Genomic DNA, 24017 nt, shown 5'->3' with positions numbered 1-24017 from the left:
CTTCAAGTTGTTTTTAATATCTGCTTAATTTTTTTAATCATTATACCTCTTTGTAGGTTGGTAATCGATGATTTATTGAGTGCATGCACTAATAACATATTATTATTTATATCAAGTGTTACTGTACCTGGAGTTAGAGTAATCGAATTACCATACATTATTTCGCCTATTTCTTCTAGCCCTTCTGCGTCAATCCATTCAAAAACCGGCTCTATTCCTATCTTTCTTTGCCAAATTATTTTAATAACCGCGGAAGCCGATTTCCATATTTCTAATAATAACCAAGGAAAATATAATATAAATTTAATTTTAGTGAGCATTAACATTTTCGGTTAATTTGATATTTGAAGTAAAAGGTATTAGTAGCATTATAAATACAAATAACAGCCCTATCATATTAAATATATTATTTATTGCAATTACAAAAGCATCATGATTTAATTTTTTTGCTAATAACAAATATGATGCTTTTTCGGGATTCAAAACTTTTCCGCTTAATAATTCAGTATAAGAATCTAGTTGTTCTAATGCCATTATAGAAGTAGACGAGATATTTTCCGATAAATATTGCATAAAGGTTTTAGTATCATTAGTAAGTATAGTACTGATTATTGCAAGCCCTACCACTCCTCCTAAATTACGAGTAAGATTATAAAGCCCGCTAGCGTTGCCTACTCTTTCTTTCGGCATATTGCCAAGAGCTATATTATTAGTTGGTATAAAACAAAACATTAATGAAAGCCCTCTAACAAATTGAGGAAGCACAAATGCAGCAAATTTAGAATCAGGCGTTAGAAAACTATTCAAATGACATCCAAGAGCAAACCCTCCAAGCCCTATAATAAGCATCAGGCGTAAATCTACCCCTAGCCCTAACATTCTACCGGCGAGTGGTGCAGATAAAAATTGTGCTCCGCCCGTCACCATCATAGTAGCTCCGATTTGTAATGTATCATATCCGGCAATAGTAAAGAGAAATAGCGGTAATATATATACTGCCCCGTATAATCCGATACCCATAACGAACGAATAAAGGCAACCAAAAGTAAAGTCTTTATAAAGAAATGTTTTTAAGTCTAAAATTGGATTAATAAAGGTTAGTTCTCTAATGATTAATAAAATAAAACCTAAAACTACTGTAATACTTAAGAATAATATTAAATTATCCTCAAGCCAACCTTTTTTGTTTCCTTCTTCTAACACATACTGTAATAAGCCGAGCGTTAAAGCCATTAATAATATACCGAGAAAATCAAAATTTTTCAGTAATTTATAATTTGGTTTATCAAAATCCCCATATAAAAAAACTACCGTGCATACGAAAATACCGGGTATGACGTTTAATAAAAACATAAAATGCCATGATAAAATCTCTGTAATATATCCACCGAGTGTAGGTCCTAAAGTAGGGGCAACAGTTACGACAAGTCCAATTAAGATAGTAACGATAGGACGTTGCGATGCAGGAAAAAGTATAAAAACGGTACTAAAGACCGTCGGTATCATAGCACCGCCAAAAAAGCCTTGTAATGCTCTAAAGATAATCATGGATTCAATATTAGTTGCAAGCGAACATAATACGCTCATAACCGTAAACCCTAAAGCTGCAATAAAATAAGAAATTCTAGTAGCAAGTAATCTTGCTAAAAAGCCGGTAATAGGAATAATGATAATTTCAGCTATTAAGTACGATGTTTGAACCCAAGAAAGTTCGTCGCTTGAAGCGGCAAGACCGGCAGCTATTACGGATAATGAGCTAGCGACAATTTGAATATCAAGTACCGACATAAACATGCCGACAACCATACCAAAAAAAGCAAATAATTGCTTTTTAGAAAGAGCAGGCGGTTGTAAATTATCATTTGACATAATTTAATTATACAGTTTAAATTAAATAAAGTTAATAAGTGACATATATGTTTAAAATAAAAAATTATTGTACAACTTTTAATTTTTAATTAAACTATTTATTATGATATAAGTAGACAAGACATAATAGATGGTAATCATTTTATTTATATTTAGCAAATAATAAATATGTGATTGATTTATTAAAAATATTTACTATAATATTAATTAACTATAATTGATTTATCAATATGCAAAACCCAGCACAAAAAGTTATATCTTTTTCAGAGCATAAATCTGATATAGAACGCATAAAGAAATCAATAGAAGAGGGGTGGGCGATAGTAAAGCTAGTACCTAATAACGACCGTTTTATCGGACTTTTAGAAAAGATTTCGCATGCTGAAGATGAAACAATCTATATTCCTCCAAGAAAAAAGATAGTAGTTAATTAACACGAATAGCGAATTATTACATAATCTGCTATTCGGCTTAAGAAGTTGAATATAAAAGGTGACAATTGGCTTTCACTTTTTATATAAAGCTAAGTATATATTATTGTTTAGCAAAAACTTATAATTCTTTACAAAATATAATGGAATTACCTAAAAAAGGTAGTTTTGTTTTACACCACTCTTATAATAGACCTTATTGTCATTTCCGTGTAGCATTGGTGTTGTTGCATGGATTAATTCCACCCTGTCATCCTAGCTCATTTGTAGCGAGATCCAGTTTAAAATACTCAGGTGACCTTGCGGTTAATAAAGTGCATTACCGCAGTTGCTGCAATCTTGCCTATATTATGGCTCAGGGAATCACGCATGGCGTCATGTTCTCTTGTGACCGTTCTGCTCTAAACGACTGTAAGCACTTAGCAATATCCCGTTATTAGAATTTAAAGCCGGAGTAACGCTCCCCGCTATTTTATTCTCTATCTTCTGCTCTAAACCAGATAGTGCGTTGTTATTTACAGCATTTACTGCAAGTTCCGTTACTTGCTCTATCGCTATCATCTTCGCCAGCTGTACTCCCGATGCTTTCGCTAGCTCTATGATGGTCTTAAAAAAGTTTCCAACTTCAATCTTTCAAGCATTTTGATAGTTCAATACTCATAGGTCTTATTGGTAAAGGTTTATTTTCTGCTATAGCTTGCTGACGTTCTTTTGTGATTGCTTCCCAGCATCTGTAATCTTCATCTTGTCTTTTCATTAAATCAAATTGGGCAAGGTAGGTATTTAGCTTTTCTTGAGCCTTTGTCACTTCTCCATCTTTAGCGTGTAAAAATTCTATTAAATGCGGGACATCTTCTGGAAGTAGTCTTGGATTACACATTTATATATAATTTACTATCAATAACCAACCTAAATTACGTCTATCCTCTTTAGAATATTTAGGATAATTTATATATTTTTCATCATCCATAAAAACATAATCGGAATATTCTTCTAATATTTCTCCAGTACCATATAATTCGCCTAAATGAAAATGATATTGTTGATAATGTTTTAACATTACTGCTAAAAATTCACCTAAATTTTCTAAGGTTATATCTTCTACTGCTTTAAATTCTACAGAATCAAAGAAATATAAATCTATATATTCTTGAAGTGTTTTTCTGATATATGCATCTTCTTCATTTATTTTTTCATACCATAATTTATCTGTCATTGTTTATTTCATTTTGTTATTTCAGTAATTTATACCGTTGCGAGGTTTCATTAAAGCTTTTATTACCTTATTTGCATGTTTTTGTTGTGATTAGGTTATTTTTCAAAACAGCATCTCTCTCTATTTCTTTATATGTCCTTACATGAGCTACATTACCACCTATCAAATATTATAAACTGGTCATTTTTTATATCAACAGCAATAAGTCTTTCAGTATCATTACTTATTTTATAAGCATTTTTTAAAACCGCTTTAGGTTCTTTAGATGCTGGACTTTTTGACCACTTGGATTGATGGTGATAATAAATGATTAGTATTGTAAGTTATTTTTTTGGATATCGTGGTCAAGCCACGGTATGACACGAATGCGTTTTTCTACACATTATTAGTACCTCAGGTTCTACCACGTCTATCAAAATAGGGCTATAGTTTTATTTAGAAAATGGTGCCAATGTGGGGATTTGAACCCCAGACCTACGCATTACGAATGCGCCGCTCTACCAGCTGAGCTACATCGGCTGAAATATGATTATATTATGCTGAGATATGGATTCCTACGAGACATGTTTCGTCATTGCGAGCGACGACTGACAAGGAGCGTGGCAATCCAATAAAAAAATTTTAAAATGCTAAAGACTAGCATCCTTAATTGGACCCCGTGGTCAAGCTACGGGGTGACAATGAAACATCTTTATAAATGCGTCGAAAATCTTAAATGGAAATGCTGTGTATCGTCATATTTCTTCTTCTTAACCGGGAAACCCCAATCCATTCTGATCGGTGCAAAACGTGTTACCCAAATAAAGCCGAAACCAACGGAAGCTCTAAGAGATTTATCGTTATAAAAACCGTTTGGAGTTTGATATTGTTTCTTATTTAGGCCTACTCCCCAAACGCTTCCTAAATCCATAAAGACTGCACCGGTTAAATTAAATTCCTCAGGTACAGGTGTTGGGAAATTAAGCTCTGTTGAGAATGTGTAATATCGCTCACCGCCAAGTCCTTCGTTAGTGACCTTTTCACGAGGTCCTACACCACCGCTTGCAAAGCCTCTTAAACTATAATCACCTAAATTAAAGCGATCGGAAATTCTAATAATTTTTCCTTCAAGCCCTGCAATATCGCCTCCGGAAGTAGATACTTTTAAAGTAAGCTTGTTATGTATGAAAGATTTATAATATTTACCGTCAACTTCATGCTTTATATATTTGTTATCACCTCCAACGCCGGCAAATTCTTGTGTGCCGCTTACTAAATAACCGTTCTTTGGAACAATTTTATTATCGGTTTGATCATAAATAATAGTATGTCCTATAGCAGAAGTAATGAATCTTCCCATTTGCTCCTTTAAGAATATTGAGCTTGATGGAGCTGGAGCACTTAAAATATCACGTTTGATTAAATAATCTATTTCGTGACCTAAATCCTCTTTAATTTCATAACCAAGAGAAGTTTTGACTCCTATAGAGTGTAACTTATAGCTTTGATCAGTTGTATTTAATACACTAGCACCGCGTCCGGTATAGTTTCTAAATGTGTTTACGCCAAGTGATAAATCACGATCTAAAAAGTGCGGTGCGGTAATACCACCGTAATAGCTTGTAGTGTTTTTACTTACTTGTACACCGGCATTAAGCAGTTTTCCGGTACCGACTAAATTACGCTCTAAGAAAGAGAAACGTCCGAATAAACCGCCGGCAGTATTATATCCTAAATCAAAACCTATAGAGGAAGTAGATTTTTCATCAACTTCAACGTTAACATCATATTTATCTTTAGCTTTAGTCGGAGCTAAGCTCATTGCTACTTTCTCAAAATAATCTAAATTTCTAAGATTACGCTCACCTTTTTCAATATATGAACGATTAATTATATCACCTTCTTCTATTTTAAATTCTCTTCTTATAACAGGGTCTTCGGTTTTAAGGTTATTAATAATATTAATTTTATTAATATAAACCTTGTCGGCTTTTTCAATAATAAATTTAATATCTGCAGTATGGTTAGCATTTTTCATCATATCCGGATAAACATTTACCGCAGGGTAACCGTTCGCTGTAAAATATTCTCCGATTTTTTCAACTATATCATCAACCTTTTTCATATTGAAAACCTTGCCTTGCTTAATATTAACAATTTTATTAAGTGGTGTTATATCTATATTAGTTAATTTATTGTCTATTGTAATATTACCGAAGCTATATTTTTCTCCCTCTTCAATGGAATAGGTAAGGGTGAAATATTCTTTAGTGTTATTGAGTTCTGCCGATGCCGAAATTACTCTAAAATCTGCAAAACCTACAGATTGATAAAACTCTCTCAGTAATTCTTTATCATACTCCACTCTATCAGGATCGTAAGTATCGTTACTTTCTAAAAAACGAAACCAACGAGATTCTTTAGTTAAAATAATAGATTTAAGTTCTGAATCACTATAATTTTCATTACCGCTAAAATAAATATATTTAATACCGGTTTTTGGTCCTTCTGCTATATCAAAAATAACCTTAACTCTGTTGTTTTCTAAATTTTCAATTTTAGGTGTTACCGTAGTAGCAAAACGTCCACTACGTTTATAAATTTCTAATATTTTCTTTACATCTAATTCAATTTTAGCTTGGCTAAGAGATTCGCCCGACATTGTGTAAATTTCTTTAGCGAGCATATTAGTTTTGATTTTAGAATTACCGCTAAATACTACACTACTTATAAAAGGCGTTTCAGTAACATTAACTATTAAATTACCATCATTTGTTATATGCATATTTATATTTCTAAAAAGTGAGGTGGCATATAAACATTTTATTGCCTCATCTTCTTTAGAATTATTATAGGTTTCTCCTACCTTAAGCTTTAAATAGCTCTCAATAGTAGAACGCTCAACCCTGTGGTTACCTTCGATAGTTATTTTACGAATTACAGAATCAGCTAATGAAATATGATAATAAAAAATCGTTAATAATAAAATTGTTAACTTACTAATTGATCTGATTGTCACCTAAAACCTTCTTTAAGATTTAATTTAAATTTCTGTGTTTAAACCCGATGTCATCCTGTGGCTTGACCACGGTAAAAATAATAAATTAGATACCGCGTTCAAGTTGTGGTATGACAAAGAACTGGATTCCCGCTTTTAGCTAAGAATAATACAAAGTTCTCCTAACTAATGCATTCAAACATAATTAATGTACTCCACTATAGTAGATAATATAAACGAGAGCAAGCAAATCTATAATTTAGGAAAACAAATTTTGTATATCGTTGGAAACAGCAATTATAATAAGAAAAATTATGATTATTGCTCCTAATTGTAACAAAATATTTTTAGTCTTAGGATTCGGTAATTTACCTGTAATTGCTTCATATAATATAAATACTAAATGTCCGCCGTCAAGCACCGGTATAGGTAGTAAGTTAAGTAACCCTAAATTAACGGAAAGCATTGCTATAAATAACAGATACATTTGGGTTCCACCAGCTATAGATTTGCCTGACTCTTTAGCAATAGCTATCGGTCCTCCTATCTCATCGAATGAACGTTTCCCTAAAATCATTTGCGATATTGCGTTTAGAGTTAAAGCAGACATATCTATGGTAGTATTAATAGCTTCCCAGAATCCTCCTAAAATTCCTATTTTAGTATGAATAGGTTCATTTTTAGCTATAATACCGATGCGAAGAGTTTTCTTAACTTGCTTTTCTTCGGGAGGTGATATAATTATTTCTTGAGGTATTATATTAATGATAAATTCCTCACTTTTTCTTTCTATAGTTAAAGTAGAAGAGCTAAAACCGTTAATTAATATCTCTCTCTGCACGTCCCCGAAATCGTTAACAGATTTATCGTTAACCTTAACAATTTTATCTCCTGCTCTTAAGTCTGCTCTCTCTGCCGGTGATGAAGCTACTACATCACCTATTATAGGAGGAATCTCTGTTTTTCCAAAGTAACAATAAAAACCTGCAAATATTATTATGGCAAGTAAATAATTAATTAACGGACCTGCTGCAACTATTAAAAAACGTTCTAAACAAGATTTAGCATCAAAAGCTACTTTTTCGTTAACTTCTTTAGTCTTATCCATAAGGCTGCGATCATAGCCGTAAATCTTGACATAACCGCCAAGCGGTATAAGGCAAATCTTCCACCTAACTCCTTTTTTATCGGTAATGCCTATTAGTGCTTTACCGAAACCTATCGAGAACTCCTCAACTTTTACATTAAAATATCTAGCAATACAATAATGCCCAAATTCATGGATAAATACCAAGATACTAATTGTTATAATAAATCCTATTATAGAGAGCATAAAAATTTTATAAGTTTACTAATAAATTATTTTAAGGTATACCTTGCAAGGTTATAGATATCATTTCGTCATTGTGAGTAGACGTTGCTCCTTGGTTTCCGATGTCATCCCCGCTTTCGCGGGAATGATATCACGCCATATCATACTCGCAATGACGAAAATTAAATTTTAAATTTCTTTTCTCTATGAGTTCAAATAAAATTAATAAAAAGTCGATTGCACGTATTGCAGCAGTGCAAGCTATTTATCAAAACATATTGCAAAATAACGACGATATGGATGATATCATGCAAAATGTACTTTCTTTTTATCAAAATAATAATTCTATAACAGATTTACCTGAGAATTTAAAAATATCATTAAGTATAAGTCATTTTAAAATGCTGGTAAAGTCAGTATTTGAAAATATTAATAAACTAGACGAAATTATCGACAATCATTTAACAAATGATAAAGATCCTGCACATATGCCGATCTTACTCCAAGCTTTATTGCGTGTTAGTATATGTGAGCTATTATTTTGCCCTACTACGCCTGCTAAAGTAGTAATCAACGAATATACGGACATAGCAAATGATATGTTAAATGAGCATGAAATTGGTTTTGTTAATTCTGTATTAGATAAAATAGCAAAAGAGCATACTCGTTTAATTTGAAAAATTGGCTACAAGTACTTGTGGTACTCAAGTATTATTAACGGCTTTCGTTCCTCGTCTTATGGATTCCTTGCTCTTTTCCAGATTAAACTTCGTCTACTTATTCTTCATTTATTTATAAGTATAAAAGATTTTATGACAAATAATTTAAGCGGTTATAGAAATAAATTCGTTAGAGTTAAGACTTCTAAAAAACGCACCGTCTCTTCTAGTAATTGGCTTAGACGCCAATTAAACGATCCGTATGTTGCAAAAGCACGTATAGACGGCTTTAGGTCGAGAGCTGCATATAAACTACTTGAAATTCATGAAAAATTTAAACTTTTTACTCCTAACATGAAAATTGTTGATCTAGGAGCAGCTCCTGGGGGATGGAGTCAAGTAGCTTCCAAGCTTATTAAAGCTTCGGATAATAACCTAAATAATAAAATAATCTCTATCGATGTGTTAGAAATCGAACCTGTTGCTGGAGTTGCATTTTGTCAAAAGGACTTTTTTGAAGCAGATACGGAAGAATTAATTATTCAGGCTTTAGATGGTAGAGCTGATATAGTAATGAGTGATATGGCATCAAATACCATAGGTCATAAAGCTACAGACCATATAAGAACCTTACTTTTATGTGAGCAAGCTTTTGAATTTGCTTTAAAAGTACTAAAACCCTCCGGTCATTTTATTGCTAAAATTTTTCGTGGCGGTGCAGAAAATGAATTATTAAATAAAGTAAAGCATGAGTTTAAAACAGTGAAACATTTTAAACCTTCATCCAGCCGCAGTGAATCTACGGAAATCTATTTAGTTGCTCTAAATAAGAAATAATGAATATGAAAGGCAAAAGGTGATTTCTGCCTATAAATGTTATTTTTTTATTTAACATATTAGAGGATATAGATGATAATTACTTATATCTCCTGTTGTTTTGACTTCCTGAGCATATTCTTGACTACAGCTTTGAAAATTATTATACATCCCAACTAAATTAGCTCCGGTTTCAGTTCCAACTATTTGATTATATAAATTATTTTTTAAATTTAGAGTATTTTTAGCATATTTTTGTGTTGCTGCTTCCCAATCATCTACGGTTAAAGTAATATTCTGTTTCAAATCAGAAAAATTAACAAGTCCATGTTTACTGATTCCGGCTATGATTTCTTCAAAGCCTTCGACTATTCCATTAATTCCTAGATATTTTGTAACTTTTTGTTTGGCAAAATTATATAAATATGATGTCCATTCTTCTGATTGTGGTAGTGCTGTTTTTTTATCAGGAAGTACCATTGTTGTTTTGCCAAAATGCTTATTAGTAATATTAATAAGATTATGTTTTGCATTATATATCTTAGAATGGGTAGCTAGCTCTTTTATTGGAGTTGTTACTTTTCCAGTAAATAAATTTTTTTCTATGCCTCTTTCAATTATCGGTTTTGAGCCAGGGCTGTCAAAAGTTGTAGATTTATTAAAATGTAGGTTGCGAGAATGTATTTCTACTAAGGTTAAATCTGCAATTATTGCTCCAAGTGAATGACCGCTAGTATTAAAACTATATTCTGTGGCTTTACTTAAGCCGCCTAATTTGTTAATTATTTCATTAACAAAATCCTGAAGTGGAGTTAGTTTAGTAGGTAAATAGTGCAGAGCGATAAGCAAGTCGTCTAATAAATCATATATATTGAATTTTGTGCCGGCACTAGCAATATGAACTTCTTTAGTTTCTTTATTTATAAATGCGACGGCTTTATAATCATATTTAGCAGTGCTGATATTATCACATGAAGCAGTCAGTATTTCCCAGCCGCTATCTGTTAATTGTTCATTGACCTTTGATGCTTTTAGCTTATAAATATTTAAATCATCTGTTTTATATGCGAGGTCTAACCCTATATAAGCAAGCTTTTTAGTGCTAATATGTTTAGAATTTTTGTACGTAGGCATATCTATACTCTTTTTGATCAATATTACCATAAAATATGGTTTTTTCTAAAAAGTGTCAAGTCAAATATTAATGCTTATTAATTTATTATTAAATAAAGATTGACATTTGATTACTTTTGTTATATAGTGCATTTGCGTTATATTTAACGACCATGAAATATGGTACTTAAAAAAACAAGGAGATAGACTATGTTTAGATTATTAGTACATAACTTATTCAGAAGTAATAAACCGATTACTTACTTATCTTTAATAGAAAAAGCAAAAGCAGATGATAGTTTTTATACTAAATTAGCATTAGGAAGCTTTTTTGCAGGAATAAGTAGTTTTTTTTCATCTAGTAGTTGGTTAAGCAAAATACCTTTAATAACAGGGGCTGTTTTTGGTACTAGTTATGGGGCAAAAGGCATTATGGATAGTAATGAACAAATAAAGCTTTTTACTAAAGCTCATGAAGCAACTAAAGCTGAAGAGTATTTGGCTACTTCGGGGTTAGGAAGTTTTGTATACGGTACTGCTATAGATGAAAACGGTATAGATAAATTTACCGGTAAATATATTGAAGGAATGAATGGTAAGATAATATCTAATGCAATAACTCGCGTACCAACCTTAAGTTTAACGGAAGACGGCGTTGGTTACAAACATAATGGTGGCTATGAAATAGTAGAATCAGCAGATCGTGCGTTATATCAGGAAATACCTGGCGTGAAAGGACAATATACAAATAAATTAGTTCTAGACACTAGTATTCTTCCTTTACATGCTTGTATTATTCAGCAGCTAATACAAAATGGCTATTCAAGTGAAGATATTGAAAAAGCTTTAAGTTTAGGAACTGTTGCAAATAGAGAAAGTTACAAAAATAAGCAATTAGCAGAATACAAGCCAAATTTGACAAGTAAGTTATGGTATGGTACAGAAAAAGCTATGCAAAATAAAGCAGTAGAACTTTCAAAAGAAATACAGAAATATGCTGAAATAAATGAAGCTTATAAAGTATTATTTAATTATCATACTTCTTCCAGTACTAGTGAAGAACAAGAAGAGCAGTTTTATAGCCTTGATTATAATAATCTTAATGATGATCAAACTCAAATCTTAGGAGATGAGGGAGATGAAGGATATATATCTGGTATTGCCTAGTAACTAAATACAAAACTTTCTAGAGAGTAAGGTTATAGATCTATAACCTTACTCTTTTTTATTTAATAACCTCTTTAGCTCTCCTTTCAAAAGCTATAATCATTTTTTCGGTTGCTTTGGTAAAATAAGTGCCGATTAATTTATCCAGTATTACGGAGTTCATTTTAAAATCAATAAAGAATTTTAATTCAGTTCCTGCCGTGCATGGAACAAATTGCCAAGTACTTTTTAAATATTCAAAAGGTCCTGAAATAGCTACCGTATTAATCAAATATATTCCATCATCTGTTATTTTGCTTGTAACTCGTGAGTTATATTTTTCTGAAAAGCCTTTTAACTGAATTACTAATTCAGCAATAACCTCTTGATTATTTTCTGAAATAATTCTAGAAGCAGAACACCAAGGCAAGAATTTAGGATAAGATTTTATATCCCAGACCAAATCAAACAATTCTTGCGGTTTATAGGGTAAAATTTTAGTGTGTTGAAGGCAAGGCATTAGAAATCTGTGACTTTACCTTTATGCTGCCAGTCCCCGTATCTTGTCGGTTCTAGACCTTTAACACCGCCAATTTCTTTTTCTTTTGGTAAATTTTCTTCTTCTGATATATTATTAGACATCTTTACAAACTTCGCTTCTAGAGGTAATTTAGACGTCGATCCGGTACTCGCATCCTCACGTATGTCCATATACGCTGTGGTGTTGCGTTCTGTGTCTCCTGTAAATTCCTCTCTATAAGCTGGTTTGGAAAGATGTCTATCATCTTTTTTATCGTCCATAGTACTAAATATATGAAATATAACCGTATTTATATTAATAGTCGTTTAGCTGAAAATAGCAAGATAGAATTAGCAAGTGATCATGTTCATTATGTTAAAACGGTGCTACGTCTTAAAGTAAATGATGGCTTACGTCTCTTTAACGGTACGGATGGAGAATTTCTAGCACAAATTAACGATATAGGTAAAAATAACCTATCGGTTAGACTTAAAGAACAGTTAAAAAAGCCTTATACAGAATCTACGTTAACTCTTGCTGTTGCTATAATAAAGCAAGATAAATTAATGCTTGCAATAAATATGGCTACGCAGCTCGGTATAACTAAAATTATTCCGTTAATTACTAGGTGGTGTCAATTTAGATCGGTAAATATCGAACGTTTAATGAAATGTGTTATTGAGGCAACAGAGCAATCAGAACGTCTTACTCCCCCGATAATTGAAAAAGCTATCACAATACAAGATTATCTAAAAAAGAATAATAATTTGATGTTATATGCTAATGAACATGAAAAAGAAGAAAATTCTATATTACGAATTTCATCATCACTTAGTAATAGTGATATAACTATTATTGTAGGACCGGAGGGAGGCTTTACTAATGATGAGCTGGAACTTCTTGCCTCATATAAGAATACAAAATCTATAAGTTTAGGAAGTAATATATTACGTGCTGAAACAGCAGCAATAACTGCTATAGCACAAGTGAGGTTGTTAGGTCGTCATTGCGAGGAAATTGCATAGCAATTGACGAAGCAATCTCAGGAGTTTGTTATGATTTCATGAGATTGCCACGCAGCCTACGGCTCGCAATGACGAAAAGGTAGAGTTACTTCACCTTTTCTATTCCGGGTTTACAAAATAACTTACCTAAACAAAGGAAAGAATATACACCACCAAAGCCTATAATTATATAAAGTATTGTAACAATAATTGGAAATGAGCCAAATAAAAGTGTGACTAAATTAAAATTAAATAATCCGACTAAGCCCCAATTTATAGCACCTATAGAAGATAATAAATGTACAGTAGTAATAAGCGGATTATTAGAAGTATTTATTAACATATTTAAGCTCCTTTTAGTTAAACGTAAAAGACCTTGTTGCGTGGCTCATACCTCTGTCATCCCACAATTTGATAGCGGGGTCCAGTTAAAATACTAAAATGACTAGTATTATGGGTTACATTTTTGGATCCCGTGGCGAGGCCTCGGGATGACACTGTATGTGTTTTCCGAGCCATGCAACAAAACTAACGTAAAATAATCATTTCTCATTTTGCGCTATATGTCTACTAAATTTTATTATTCTATAATTTATTAATCCTTCTTAAAAGTTTGATATATTACAGGTATAACAAAAATTGTAAATATAGTACCGATGCTTAATCCTCCAACTATTACCAAGCCTATAGAATTACGAGCAGCAGCACCGGCCCCGTCTGCAAAAACTAGAGGTAAAGCTCCGACTACGGCAGCAAGAGTAGTCATAAGAATTGGACGCAAGCGAAGTTTTGAGGATTCTATTATAGCTTCTTGAACCTTTACCCCTTTTTCTCTTAGCTGATTAGCAAATTCTACTATCATAATAGAATTCTTAGTAATTAATCCAATTAAAGTAATAAGTCCGATATTACTATACATATTAAGGCTATTACCGGCAAGCCAGAGAGCAAGTACACCGCCGGTTATTGAGAAAGGTATGGCGAGTAATATTAATAAAGGGTCAGTAAAGCTTTCAAATTGAGCTGCAAGCACTAAATAGATAAATATAAGAGCAAACACAAATGTTATAAGCATATTACTGTCTGCCTCTCTCATTTGTTTAATTTCTCCGATATATTCAATTATAGTATTACTAGGATCAAGTAACTTAGCGGCTATTTTATTGATTTCATTAATTGCATCATCAATTTTCCCGTCAGGAGTAAGATCGGAAGAAATAGTAACGGATTTCGAATTATTATAATGACTATATGATTTTACTGATATTTTTTCCGTAATATTGGCTATCGATTCAAGCGGTAACATATTATTATTTTTTGCTCTGATTAAAATTTTACTAAAATCGCTAATATCTTTTCGATCTTTTTGATTAAATTGTAATATAACGTCATATAAATCATTACTCATTCTAAAATTTCCGATTTGTTGACCTGCAAGTAAATATTGTACTGTTTTGCCTATATTTGCCAAATCCATTCCGTATAAATAAGCCTTATCACGGTTGACTTCTATACTTATAGTTGGCATTGCCGATTGTAAATTTCTATTGACATTTAAGAAAATAGGATTTGTTTTCATTATATCAATAAATTGTTGTGATATTTTATCTAGATCATCATATTCAAGGTTCGTTTGAATAGTAAACTCGATAGGGCTACTTGCATTTCCGCTAACCATTGAACGTGGATCCATAGCGCAAATCGACATGCCCGGTATTTCAGAAAACTGCTTATTTAACATATTCTTAATAGTTTCTTGGGAACGAGAACGCTCACCCCAATTTCTGAGAGGAATGAATCCAAAAACATTATCGCTACCGCCTGCGCCTATTACCATTAGATAACCTAATATATCTTTATAATTAGCAAGGATTTTTTCGGTTTCTTTCACTACTTTAGTAGAAGATTCTAAACTCGAACCTTCAGGACCTTTAAGAGAAACTTGTAAAAATCCATCATCTTCTTGGGGTACGAAAATTTTTTGAGTAAATTTAAAACTAATAATCAGCACTATAAATGATGATGCAATAATGATGACAAATTTCTTTTTATTATCAAAAGTTAGCTTTAGATAGTAAATATATTTATTTTGAATAAATTGTAGAATGTCGTTAAACTTTACTAAGAATTTCGGTAAGTCCGTATTATGTTTTGTAACCATACGACTTGACATCATAGGAGTTAAAGTTAAAGCAACAAATCCTGAGAACAAAACACAAAATGCTAAAGTCCAAGCAAATTCAATAAATAATTTCCCGATAAAACCCTCTATAAAACCCACGGGTAAAAATACGGCAGCAAGCGTAATAGTCATAGCAATGATTGCAAAGCCGATTTCTTTAGAAGCAAGCATAGCCGCTTCCATGGGTTTATGCCCCATTTCATTATATCTAAAAATGTTTTCAAGCATAACTATCGCATCATCGACCACTAAACCTATAGCAAGTATCATAGCAAGGAGCGTAAATATATTAATAGAAAATCCAAAAGCATACATTACGCTAAAAGTACCGATCAACGATACCGGAATCGTCACAAATGGAATTAAGGTAATTTTAGCAGAAGCAAGAAATAAATAAGTGACTAAAACTACTAATATTAAAGCTTCAAAAATTGTTTGCAATACTGCATAAATTGATGCTTTTACATGCGTTGCTCCATCATATGCGATACCCATGCTTATTCCTTTGGGCATGGATTCTTTAATTCTTTCTAGTGCTTTAGTTACTTCATGTGATAAATCTATGACGTTAGCTTTTGATTCTTTTATAAGACCAAGGGCAATAGAGCTTTTGCCGTTATATCTAAAAATTATGTCCTCATCGGGAGAAGTTAAAGATATTTTTGCTATATCTCGTAATTTTATGATACCTTCGTTTTGTACTTTTAGAATAATATTACCGAAGTCTTCCGGTGTAGATAAAGAACCTTCAAGAGTTACTATAAAATTATTACTTTTTGTTTTAATCGTACCTGCGGGATAATCTTTATTTTGCTCTTTTATTGCGGATTCAATCTCCAATAAAGAAATTTTATGTTGATATAATTTTGTAGAATCGGGTTCTATTCTCATTATATATTCCCGACCGCCGTAAATTTGTGACTGTCCTACGCTTTCAAGTTTATCTAACGGTGTTTGTAGATTATCTTCGATGATCTTTGTTAATTCTAAATCGCTATATTGATCACTTCCAACGCTTATGAAGAGGCTTGGGAAACTATCAGCATCAAGTTTTGCAACTGACGGGGCTTTCATATCTTGCGGGAACATATAAGTGATATCCGATATTTTGGCGCGGACATCGTTTAGTGCTACTTCAATATCGGTAGATAATAGAAACGATAAAGTAATACTACTTTCGCCGGTAGAACTTTGAGAAGTTATATAATCTAAATTTTTAACCGTCTTTAAAGCTTTTTCTATACGTGTCGTTATTTCTTGCTCCATATATAAGGCATCGGCACCTGCATAATGAGCTTCGACATTTATAATAGGAACTGAAATATCCGGAGTGCCTCTAATTTGTAGTTTGGTAAAAAAAATTGTTCCAAGAGCTACGATAACCAAATTCAAAACTGTAGCAAAGACAGGGCGTTTAATACAAATTTCAGACAATAACATTGGATTTAATATATTTTTCTTTAAAAATTTTATTCTAAATTAATGTGAATAGCGAATTATTACATAATCTGCTATTCGGTTAGAAATATTCTATATAAAAGGTGAAAGACGGTTCCCACTTTTTATGTAAATTAAGTATATATTGTTTTTTATTAAAAAACTTATAATTTTTTATAGAGTAGAAAATTAGTTTTTGTAATTTACTACTGACAATAAATTAGGGTTTTAATGATAAATTTTCACTTTAATTACTTGATTAAGCTAGTTTTAACAGTATTACTGATGTAAAATGGCTACATTTTTTTATAAATTAATATAATAACGTATATATTTTAAACTTTGTAAATAACTGGCATTTGCAGTATGTGGGTAGTTTGTTATAATTAACTCACATAAAAAATATATTGATGTATATTATTGCCAGTTGTATATATTGTTTTATAAAAAAACATCAATACACATTAACCTATCAAAGGAGAATTGATTTTATTATGAGTACACATAACAAAAAAGAACCAAAAAAAATGAATAAAACCGAATTTATAGCATTTATGACCGACCATGGTCATAATCATAAACATGCTTCATATAAAACATTAACAAAAGCTGAGGCCGAGAAAGCACTTAATTTAGTTCTTGATAGTGTGATTAGTGCTATAAAGAGCCACCATAATATTAATATAACAGGTTTCGGTTCATTTGAAATACATCATAGAAAAGCACGTGAGGGTCGTAACCCAAAAACCGGAGCAAAAATGAAAATAGATGCTTACAATCAACCTACTTTTAGAGCTGGAAGAAAAATGAAAGAAGCTTGTAATTAAAAGAAGTAACGTATTTACAGTACTAATAATTTCCGAACCCCGTTACAAGCTTGCGGGGTGATACTAGAAAAACCGGCTCATGCAACAATGCTCTGCAAAAGCCGGAATGATACAGAATACTTCTTAAGTACAATTCATAACGATATTACAACCATTGATAATTGAACGCCTAGAGTTTAACTTAAAACATAATAAGCTATACAATAGTTGGCTTATCGAAGCCGAAAATATAGAGCAAGCTTTAAAAGATTTAGAAGAGTTTATATATATTAAGCTTTTTAAGAATAGCATTCCTCTTGAAAACAATCCTGATTATCATTTCATCGCTAGGGAAACTTCAGCTACATCTAATGCTAAAAATATTTCTATTGAACAAATAAGAAAATTACAAGACTTCTTAAGTAAAACTTCTGCAATTTCAGGTTATAAAGTTGCAATAATTTATTCGGCGGATCTTATGAATTTGAATGCAGCGAATTCATGCTTAAAAATTCTTGAAGATGCACCAAAGAATAGTTACATTTTTTTAATTACTTCAAGAGCTGCAAGTATTATTTCTACAATTAGATCAAGATGTTTTAAAATTAATGTTAGATCATCTATCCATCATACTAAAAACGAATTATATTCCGAGTTTATTCAGTCGATAGCAGATAACAAAACGTTAGATTTTATTAATCGCTTTACTACTAAAGACCGAGAATTATGGCTAGATTTTATTGATAATTTATTATTATTAATGAATAGAATCCTTAAAAAATCTGCCAACGTTAATATTGAACTTCTAGATTTAGAAAATAAGATTTTTAATAAACTATCAAATAGACACCCTTCATATTTACTGCAAAAATTTACCGACATAAAAAAGTTAATATATAATACTATTGATTATGATTTGGACTTAAAAACAAGTTATATATTAGTGGTGAATGAGTTTTCTAGTAATTAACACGATATCACTACGTTCCTTTCTATGTTATCCATAAAACAACAAAATATATTGAGAGAAATATACTCCTTTTTTTAAAAAAAATAGTTAATAGATATTTAAGATAGAAAGCGGTTTCCCTCTAGAATATAAATTTAATTTATGTTTTATTTTGACTATTGTTCATTTACTCGTAGTATATATTAGGTTTTAGGAACTTTATAAATTAAATTATTTGCATGTTTAAAACTTTAACACAAAATTTAACGAAGATTTTTGATAGGCTAGTTAGCTCAGGCATTTTGACGGAAGCCCAAATAGATGCTGCTATGCGGGATATAAGAGTGGCTCTTTTAGAGTCAGATGTTGCATTACCGGTGATAAAAGATTTTATAGCGGAAGTTAAACAGAAAGCTTTAGGGCAGGAGGTTATTAAGTCTGTTTCACCTGGACAGATGATAATTAAAATTATCCATGAAGAGATGATCAATCTCTTAGCTTCAAGTAAAAGTGAGACAAAGCTAAATTTAAATTCAAAGCCGCCCGTAAATTTCCTAATGGTAGGGCTGCAAGGGAGCGGTAAAACTACGGCGAGTAGTAAGCTTGCTTTGCGGCTTAGAAATCAAAATAAGAAAGTTTTACTTGTTTCTTTGGATACTTACAGACCGGCCGCACAAGAGCAACTCGCTATACTTGCAAACTCAGTACAGATTAATTCATTACCTATTGTGCAAGGTGAGAAACCCCTCGATATTGTCAAAAGAGCTATTGCCGAGGCTAAAATTTCTGCTTATGATGTCGTAATTTATGATACGGCAGGTCGTACACAAATTGATAAAGCGATGATGGAGGAAGCGTTTGCAATAAAAAAGATAGTGGAGCCTACAGAAACTTTGTTAGTAATCGACAGTATGACAGGGCAGGATGCAGTAGTTACGGCGAGTAGTTTTAATGAAAAGTTAGAAATTTCAGGATTAATTTTATCTAGAATTGACGGTGATTCCAAGGGTGGTGCAGCACTCAGTGTAAAATATATTACTAAAAAGCCGATTAAATTTTTAAGTAGCGGTGAAAACCTAACTGATTTAGAAGAATTCGATGCTGAACGTTTAGCTTCTCGAATACTGGATATGGGTGATATTATCTCTTTTGTTGAAAAAGCAGCTAGTATCGATAGAGAAGAAGCCGAAAAAACGGCAGCTAAATTAAAAAAGGGTAAGTTTGATTTAAATGATTATCTTCAGCAAATGAGAAGTATAAAAAAAATGGGAGGTTTTGGAAGTATACTTAGTATGTTACCGGGTAGCGGTAAAATTATGGATCAAATAGATCAATCAAAATTAAATAGTAAAATAATTGAACATCAAGAAGCAATTATTTTATCTATGACGCCAAAAGAACGTAAAAATCCCGATATAATTAATGCTTCTCGTAGGAAACGTATAGCTGCCGGAGCAGGAACTACGGTACAAAAGGTAAATATTTTGCTAAAGCAATATAAACAAATAAGCGAGATAATGAAAAAAGCCAGTAAAATGAATCCTAAAAATCTATTACGTAGCGGAATTGGAAAATTGTTTTCTTGAATTTTATTATATTTACATTATGTCATTCCTGCTAAAGCAGAAATCCAGTCAAGCATATAAAAACTAAGTGTTTATATGGTTATTTTATCAAGTATGTAACTTCTGTAGCAATATTGAAGTTATTTTTCTGGATTCCCGCCTACGCGGGAATGATATCGAGTAGGTTTTCCGGTCCATGCAACAATGCCGACTCAATCGCGGGATCCAGTTAAAAATACTAAAATTATATGGACCCTGTGGTCAAGCCACGGGGTGACCTTTTCCTTAAGTTAACACCCATGTGTCTTCGCAGGAATGACATCGACGGTTTTTTTTAAACTATCCAGTAGTATAATAAGTAATACATATTGACCTAGTATTAAATTTAATTAATTTTTAATTTCAAAGCATTTGCAAAAAATGTATAAATATTGATCAAATAATTGGCACTATCTTTTAAATCACTACCACTACCATGCCCACTATCTACACTTTCTAGAAAGTAAGTTTTAGTATTTGGGTTTTTCTCAAGCACATACTCAAAAATTCTTCCATGCCATGGGTGTACACGCTGCTCTAATACTGAATCTGTAATTAACACAGCTTGGTATTTTTGCGTTAAAGATAAATTCTCTAGCGGTGCATATTTTTTGATATGTACTAAATCTTCTACTTTTGCTGGATCACCATATTCTGTAACCCATGAATGTCCTGCTCCGAATTCTTTATATCGTATCAAGTATCGGTACTTCCCATGCTATAGCTCCAAATAAATCAGGACGCTGCATCATTGCAACACTTACTAGCAATCCGCCGTTACTTCCTCCTTTAATTCCTAAATACTCAGGGCTAGTAATATTTTGCTTGATTAAATCCTCTGTTACTGCAATAAAATCATTCAAGCCGGTTTGACGTTTTATTCCTTGAGTCGCCTTATGCCACTCAGGACCAAACTCTCCGCCACCTCTAATATTAGCAAGAACACTAACCCCGCCATGTTTAACCCATACTTCATTTTCCATGCGAGAGAAATATGGAGAGTTGATTACTTGAAAATCGCCGTATGCTTCAAGTAATGTTGGATTCTTACCATCAAATTTTGTACCTTTTTTATAGGACAATAAAATATGGTATTTTAACTCCATCTGAGCTTGTAGCTTCCTTTTGATCTACAACATAATTTTTGCTATCAACCGGATACAAAGGCTTTCTAATAACTTTTAATTCATGATTTTTATCCCATAAATAGATAGTTGGAGGAACTATAGAATTTTCTATAGTAATTAATGCATCTTCTTCCTCATCATCAGACAACATACCAAAAATTGTATTTTCATAAGACACTTTTAAAGTTACCGGTTTTGTCCATTCATTATTTTCTAATGTAAATGTTACTACTTTTGAAATAACATTCTCATAGCTAGTTAAAAATACCGTATCTTTAGTCATTCCTACAAAATACAATACTTCCCTCTCTGTTGGGGTAAATAATATTTTTAAGCTAGCTTTATCGCTATCTTCTTTTAGAGGATCAGCGTAGTGTATAGCAACAAGTGAACCTGCTTTATATTACTATCTTTAAATTGCCAATCGGAACGCAGTAGCCAAAATACATATTCTTTAAAAGAACCTTCAGGTGTTGCATCTGATGGCATATTTATTTTTTGTAATTTTAAGCTCTCATCTTTAGTATCTAAAATATAATTATCGTAATTATAAAAATCCTTATCTGCAGATATAAATATTAAAGATGAAGAAATATTATCGGATAAAAGCTTACTGGCTGATACACGTATATAATTCTTTGGTATTTCAAATAGTTTTTTGGCTTTCTCTATAGGTTCTCCTCGCTTCCATATGTAGAGCGAGCTAGGATATAAAGAGTCAGTCACTTCTTCTTGATGCAAAACTGGATTAAATATAATAGTATCTTGATCAACCCAAGTAGGGACAGTAAATTTACCTTCTAGTAATTTCCCGCTACTTGTTTCTGGCTCAAAACCATTTTTTACAAAATCTTTTTTCTCTAAATCCCATGCTCTAAAAAACATCTCATCCTTACCGCCAAATGACATGGTAATTAAGAAATGATTAGGGTTTTGAAAACAATCACTCCCACCTCGATACATTACTTTTTTACCGAGTTTTTTGGATAATTTATCAAAATCGATTAGAACTTCCCAATTTGGTTTATCTTTCGAGTAATGCTCAACCAATGTCCTACGCCATAACCCTTGCGGGTTTTTATAATCCATACAAAAATTATACACGTAACCTTTGCGTATAGCACCAAAAGGAGTTTTTCTTTGATCATAGCAAACAGATTCTATTTCTTTCTTAACTACCTTATAAGTAGGCATAGATTGGCAAGCCTTTTCTGTTTTATCAGTACGCTCTTTTGCCCATTTTAGAGCTTCAGTTTCTTCTAGAAATTTAGTGTCTTTTGGGTTATATATTTGTTCATTATTACTTCCCATAGCTTGAACACAAAAAGTTAATAAAAAAATTATAAAATAGTGGGTAATTTTTTTGCATTATTTTAATAATATCTATTAAATTAAAAGCTTTATTTAAAGTTTTCTTTGAATTAGAATAGTATTTTATCATCCACCTTGGAATAAAATCACAGAAAATGCTAGGTTTTGTGGACATTGCTAATTGATTTGCTATTTTGAGGTCTTTTTTAGCGAAAATTAATAAGATTTTTGTAGAAATAGTTATTTATATTTCAAAAAAATCTTATAATTTGTAGCACAAAATAACCAAAATTAAATCTTTTTAGCAATGTCCACAAAACCTAAGCTAGCACTAGCAAAAATACAAAATATGAGAGTTATGGCTAATGATTTAAGTATTTATATTCATTGGCCTTTTTGTTTGTTAAAATGTCCGTATTGTGATTTTAATTCTCATGTGGCAAGTACTATAGATCATAATCAGTGGCTTAAATCTTATGAAACTGAAATTGAATATTTTAAGGATATTATTCAAGATAAATATATAAAATCTATTTTTTTTGGGGGCGGTACTCCCTCTTTAATGAATCCTGTAATAGTTGAAGGAATAATAAATAAAATCAGTAATCTAGCAATTATTGATAATCAAACCGAGATAACTCTAGAAACTAATCCCACATCCTTTGAAACTGAAAAATTTAAAGCATTCAAAGCCGCCGGAATTAATCGTGTTTCAATAGGAGTGCAATCCTTAAAAGAAGACGATTTAAAAAAATTAGGTAGAACTCATGATTGTATGCAGGCCATTAAAACAATTGAGGCGGCAAATACGATTTTTCTACGAGTGTCATTTGATTTAATATATGCACGTAGCGGTCAGACATTAAAAGACTGGCAAGAAGAATTAAAACAAGCTATTCAGCTCGCTACCTCGCATATTTCTCTTTATCAATTGACTATCGAAAAAGGCACGCCGTATTATAAATTATTTAAGGAGGGTAATCTGATTTTGCCGCATTCAGATGCGGCAGCTGAAATGTATGAATGGACGAATCATTATCTAGAATCTAAAAAGTATTTTAGATATGAAATATCCAATTATGCTATGATAGGGCATGAATGTTTGCATAATTTAACTTATTGGAATTATAATAGCTATTTAGGTATAGGCCCCGGAGCTCATAGTAGAATTATTGAATCCTCAAGTTCAGTATCGGCAATTATGATGTGGCATAAACCTGAAAAATGGTTAGATTCGGTTAAAACAAAAAATGTTGGTATTCAAACTAATACTAAGTTAACTCATCAAGAGATTATTGAAGAAATGCTAATGATGGGTTTACGCCTTAGCAAAGGTATAAATATTTCTACATTAGAGCAGAAATTAAACACGAAATTAGAGAATATTTTAGATATGAATAATCTTAAGCATTATCAAGCGTTAGACTTAATTAGACTAAATGAAAATATCTATCTTACCGACAAAGGTTTAATGCTGTATAGCCACATAGTACCTAGATTGATTATATGAAAATTATTCAAGTAATTTTAAAGTTTAT

At 31.9% G+C, this 24017-nt stretch carries 19 protein-coding genes, 1 tRNA gene and 2 pseudogenes; 9 read left to right on the top strand and 13 right to left on the bottom strand.

The window, feature by feature from the left end:
- Nucleotides 1-2 precede the first annotated feature (2 nt).
- Both O6R16_RS01205 and O6R16_RS01200 read right to left on the bottom strand, forming a co-directional pair.
- The gene (locus O6R16_RS01205; RefSeq protein WP_499679661.1) at nucleotides 3-326 is read right to left on the bottom strand and encodes a monovalent cation/H+ antiporter subunit E; all 324 of its coding nucleotides are present in this window, start codon (nucleotides 324-326) and stop codon (nucleotides 3-5) included.
- The gene (locus O6R16_RS01200; protein WP_499679660.1) at nucleotides 310-1869 is read right to left on the bottom strand and encodes a DHA2 family efflux MFS transporter permease subunit; all 1560 of its coding nucleotides are present in this window, start codon (nucleotides 1867-1869) and stop codon (nucleotides 310-312) included. The genes O6R16_RS01205 and O6R16_RS01200 overlap by 17 nt, the downstream gene beginning before the upstream one ends.
- Nucleotides 1870-2099: 230 nt before the next feature.
- On the opposite strand from O6R16_RS01200, the gene O6R16_RS01195 reads away from it, so the two are divergent.
- Entirely contained in the window at nucleotides 2100-2303 is a 204-nt protein-coding gene (locus O6R16_RS01195) for a DUF2674 domain-containing protein (RefSeq protein WP_499679659.1), read from the top strand.
- Between the two features lie 372 nt (nucleotides 2304-2675).
- Here O6R16_RS01195 and O6R16_RS01190 read toward each other — a convergent pair whose 3' ends face one another.
- The 5 genes and pseudogenes from O6R16_RS01190 to rseP all read right to left on the bottom strand — a co-directional run bounded on the left by O6R16_RS01190 (nucleotide 2676) and on the right by rseP (nucleotide 7826).
- Nucleotides 2676-2861 (bottom strand): hypothetical protein, encoded by a 186-nt coding sequence (locus tag O6R16_RS01190; protein WP_499679658.1) that lies wholly within the window; start codon nucleotides 2859-2861, stop codon nucleotides 2676-2678.
- A 64-nt stretch (nucleotides 2862-2925) separates the two neighbouring features.
- Nucleotides 2926-3516 (bottom strand): annotated as a pseudogene (locus tag O6R16_RS01185) (hypothetical protein).
- 443 nt (nucleotides 3517-3959) lie between these two features.
- A tRNA-Thr gene (locus tag O6R16_RS01180) sits at nucleotides 3960-4035 on the bottom strand.
- Nucleotides 4036-4207: 172 nt separating this feature from the next.
- Complete coding sequence (gene bamA / locus O6R16_RS01175) at nucleotides 4208-6514, bottom strand: outer membrane protein assembly factor BamA (RefSeq protein ID WP_499679657.1); 2307 nt, start codon at nucleotides 6512-6514, stop codon at nucleotides 4208-4210.
- 238 nt (nucleotides 6515-6752) lie between these two features.
- On the bottom strand, nucleotides 6753-7826 hold the full coding sequence (gene rseP, locus O6R16_RS01170) for an RIP metalloprotease RseP (protein WP_499679656.1): 1074 nt from the start codon (nucleotides 7824-7826) through the stop codon (nucleotides 6753-6755).
- Between the two features lie 185 nt (nucleotides 7827-8011).
- Between rseP and nusB the strand changes: the two genes are divergently transcribed.
- Nucleotides 8012-8482: a transcription antitermination factor NusB gene (gene nusB, locus O6R16_RS01165; protein WP_499679655.1), complete on the top strand. Its 471-nt coding sequence runs from the start codon at nucleotides 8012-8014 to the stop codon at nucleotides 8480-8482.
- A gap of 135 nt (nucleotides 8483-8617) precedes the next feature.
- Nucleotides 8618-9301 carry an RlmE family RNA methyltransferase gene (locus tag O6R16_RS01160; protein ID WP_499679654.1) on the top strand — a complete coding sequence of 228 codons (684 nt, stop codon included), beginning with the start codon at nucleotides 8618-8620 and terminating at the stop codon, nucleotides 9299-9301.
- Between the two features lie 51 nt (nucleotides 9302-9352).
- Here O6R16_RS01160 and rlip read toward each other — a convergent pair whose 3' ends face one another.
- Complete coding sequence (gene rlip, locus O6R16_RS01155) at nucleotides 9353-10414, bottom strand: secreted effector lipase Rlip (protein ID WP_499679653.1); 1062 nt, start codon at nucleotides 10412-10414, stop codon at nucleotides 9353-9355.
- Between the two features lie 189 nt (nucleotides 10415-10603).
- Here rlip and O6R16_RS01150 point away from each other — a divergent pair, with 189 nt between their 5' ends.
- Entirely contained in the window at nucleotides 10604-11560 is a 957-nt protein-coding gene (locus O6R16_RS01150) for a hypothetical protein (RefSeq protein ID WP_499679652.1), read from the top strand.
- A gap of 58 nt (nucleotides 11561-11618) precedes the next feature.
- On the opposite strand, the gene O6R16_RS01145 is transcribed toward O6R16_RS01150, so the two are convergent.
- Entirely contained in the window at nucleotides 11619-12059 is a 441-nt protein-coding gene (locus tag O6R16_RS01145; RefSeq protein ID WP_499679651.1) for a type II toxin-antitoxin system RatA family toxin, read from the bottom strand.
- On the bottom strand, nucleotides 12059-12340 hold the full coding sequence (locus O6R16_RS01140; protein ID WP_499679650.1) for a DUF1674 domain-containing protein: 282 nt from the start codon (nucleotides 12338-12340) through the stop codon (nucleotides 12059-12061). Before O6R16_RS01140 ends, O6R16_RS01145 begins: the two co-directional genes overlap by 1 nt.
- 12 nt (nucleotides 12341-12352) lie before the next feature.
- On the opposite strand from O6R16_RS01140, the gene O6R16_RS01135 reads away from it, so the two are divergent.
- Entirely contained in the window at nucleotides 12353-13084 is a 732-nt protein-coding gene (locus O6R16_RS01135) for a 16S rRNA (uracil(1498)-N(3))-methyltransferase (RefSeq protein ID WP_499679649.1), read from the top strand.
- 85 nt (nucleotides 13085-13169) lie between these two features.
- On the opposite strand, the gene O6R16_RS01130 is transcribed toward O6R16_RS01135, so the two are convergent.
- Together O6R16_RS01130 and O6R16_RS01125 are read right to left on the bottom strand one after the other, a co-directional pair.
- Nucleotides 13170-13406 carry a DUF378 domain-containing protein gene (locus O6R16_RS01130; RefSeq protein WP_499679648.1) on the bottom strand — a complete coding sequence of 79 codons (237 nt, stop codon included), beginning with the start codon at nucleotides 13404-13406 and terminating at the stop codon, nucleotides 13170-13172.
- A gap of 252 nt (nucleotides 13407-13658) precedes the next feature.
- Nucleotides 13659-16685, bottom strand: a complete 3027-nt coding sequence (locus O6R16_RS01125) for an efflux RND transporter permease subunit (protein ID WP_499679647.1) — start codon at nucleotides 16683-16685, stop codon at nucleotides 13659-13661.
- Nucleotides 16686-17176: 491 nt separating this feature from the next.
- On the opposite strand from O6R16_RS01125, the gene O6R16_RS01120 reads away from it, so the two are divergent.
- The 3 genes from O6R16_RS01120 to ffh all read left to right on the top strand — a co-directional run bounded on the left by O6R16_RS01120 (nucleotide 17177) and on the right by ffh (nucleotide 20023).
- On the top strand, nucleotides 17177-17509 hold the full coding sequence (locus O6R16_RS01120) for an HU family DNA-binding protein (protein WP_499679646.1): 333 nt from the start codon (nucleotides 17177-17179) through the stop codon (nucleotides 17507-17509).
- A 154-nt stretch (nucleotides 17510-17663) separates the two neighbouring features.
- Nucleotides 17664-18458 (top strand): DNA polymerase III delta subunit-related protein, encoded by a 795-nt coding sequence (locus tag O6R16_RS01115; RefSeq protein WP_014409944.1) that lies wholly within the window; start codon nucleotides 17664-17666, stop codon nucleotides 18456-18458.
- Nucleotides 18459-18676: 218 nt separating this feature from the next.
- Nucleotides 18677-20023 (top strand): signal recognition particle protein, encoded by a 1347-nt coding sequence (gene ffh / locus O6R16_RS01110; protein ID WP_499679645.1) that lies wholly within the window; start codon nucleotides 18677-18679, stop codon nucleotides 20021-20023.
- A gap of 364 nt (nucleotides 20024-20387) precedes the next feature.
- Here the strand turns inward: ffh and O6R16_RS01105 are convergent.
- Nucleotides 20388-22479: pseudogene (locus tag O6R16_RS01105) on the bottom strand (prolyl oligopeptidase family serine peptidase).
- 307 nt (nucleotides 22480-22786) lie between these two features.
- Between O6R16_RS01105 and hemW the strand changes: the two are divergent.
- On the top strand, nucleotides 22787-23989 hold the full coding sequence (gene hemW / locus O6R16_RS01100) for a radical SAM family heme chaperone HemW (protein WP_499679644.1): 1203 nt from the start codon (nucleotides 22787-22789) through the stop codon (nucleotides 23987-23989).
- Nucleotides 23990-24017 lie beyond the last annotated feature (28 nt).

Origin of the sequence: Candidatus Rickettsia tasmaniensis, assembly GCF_036857515.1 — a bacterium.
Lineage (GTDB): Bacteria > Pseudomonadota > Alphaproteobacteria > Rickettsiales > Rickettsiaceae > Rickettsia > Rickettsia rickettsii.
Note: the sequence above shows the minus strand (reverse complement) of the source record. Positions and strands in the feature narration are given on the sequence as shown.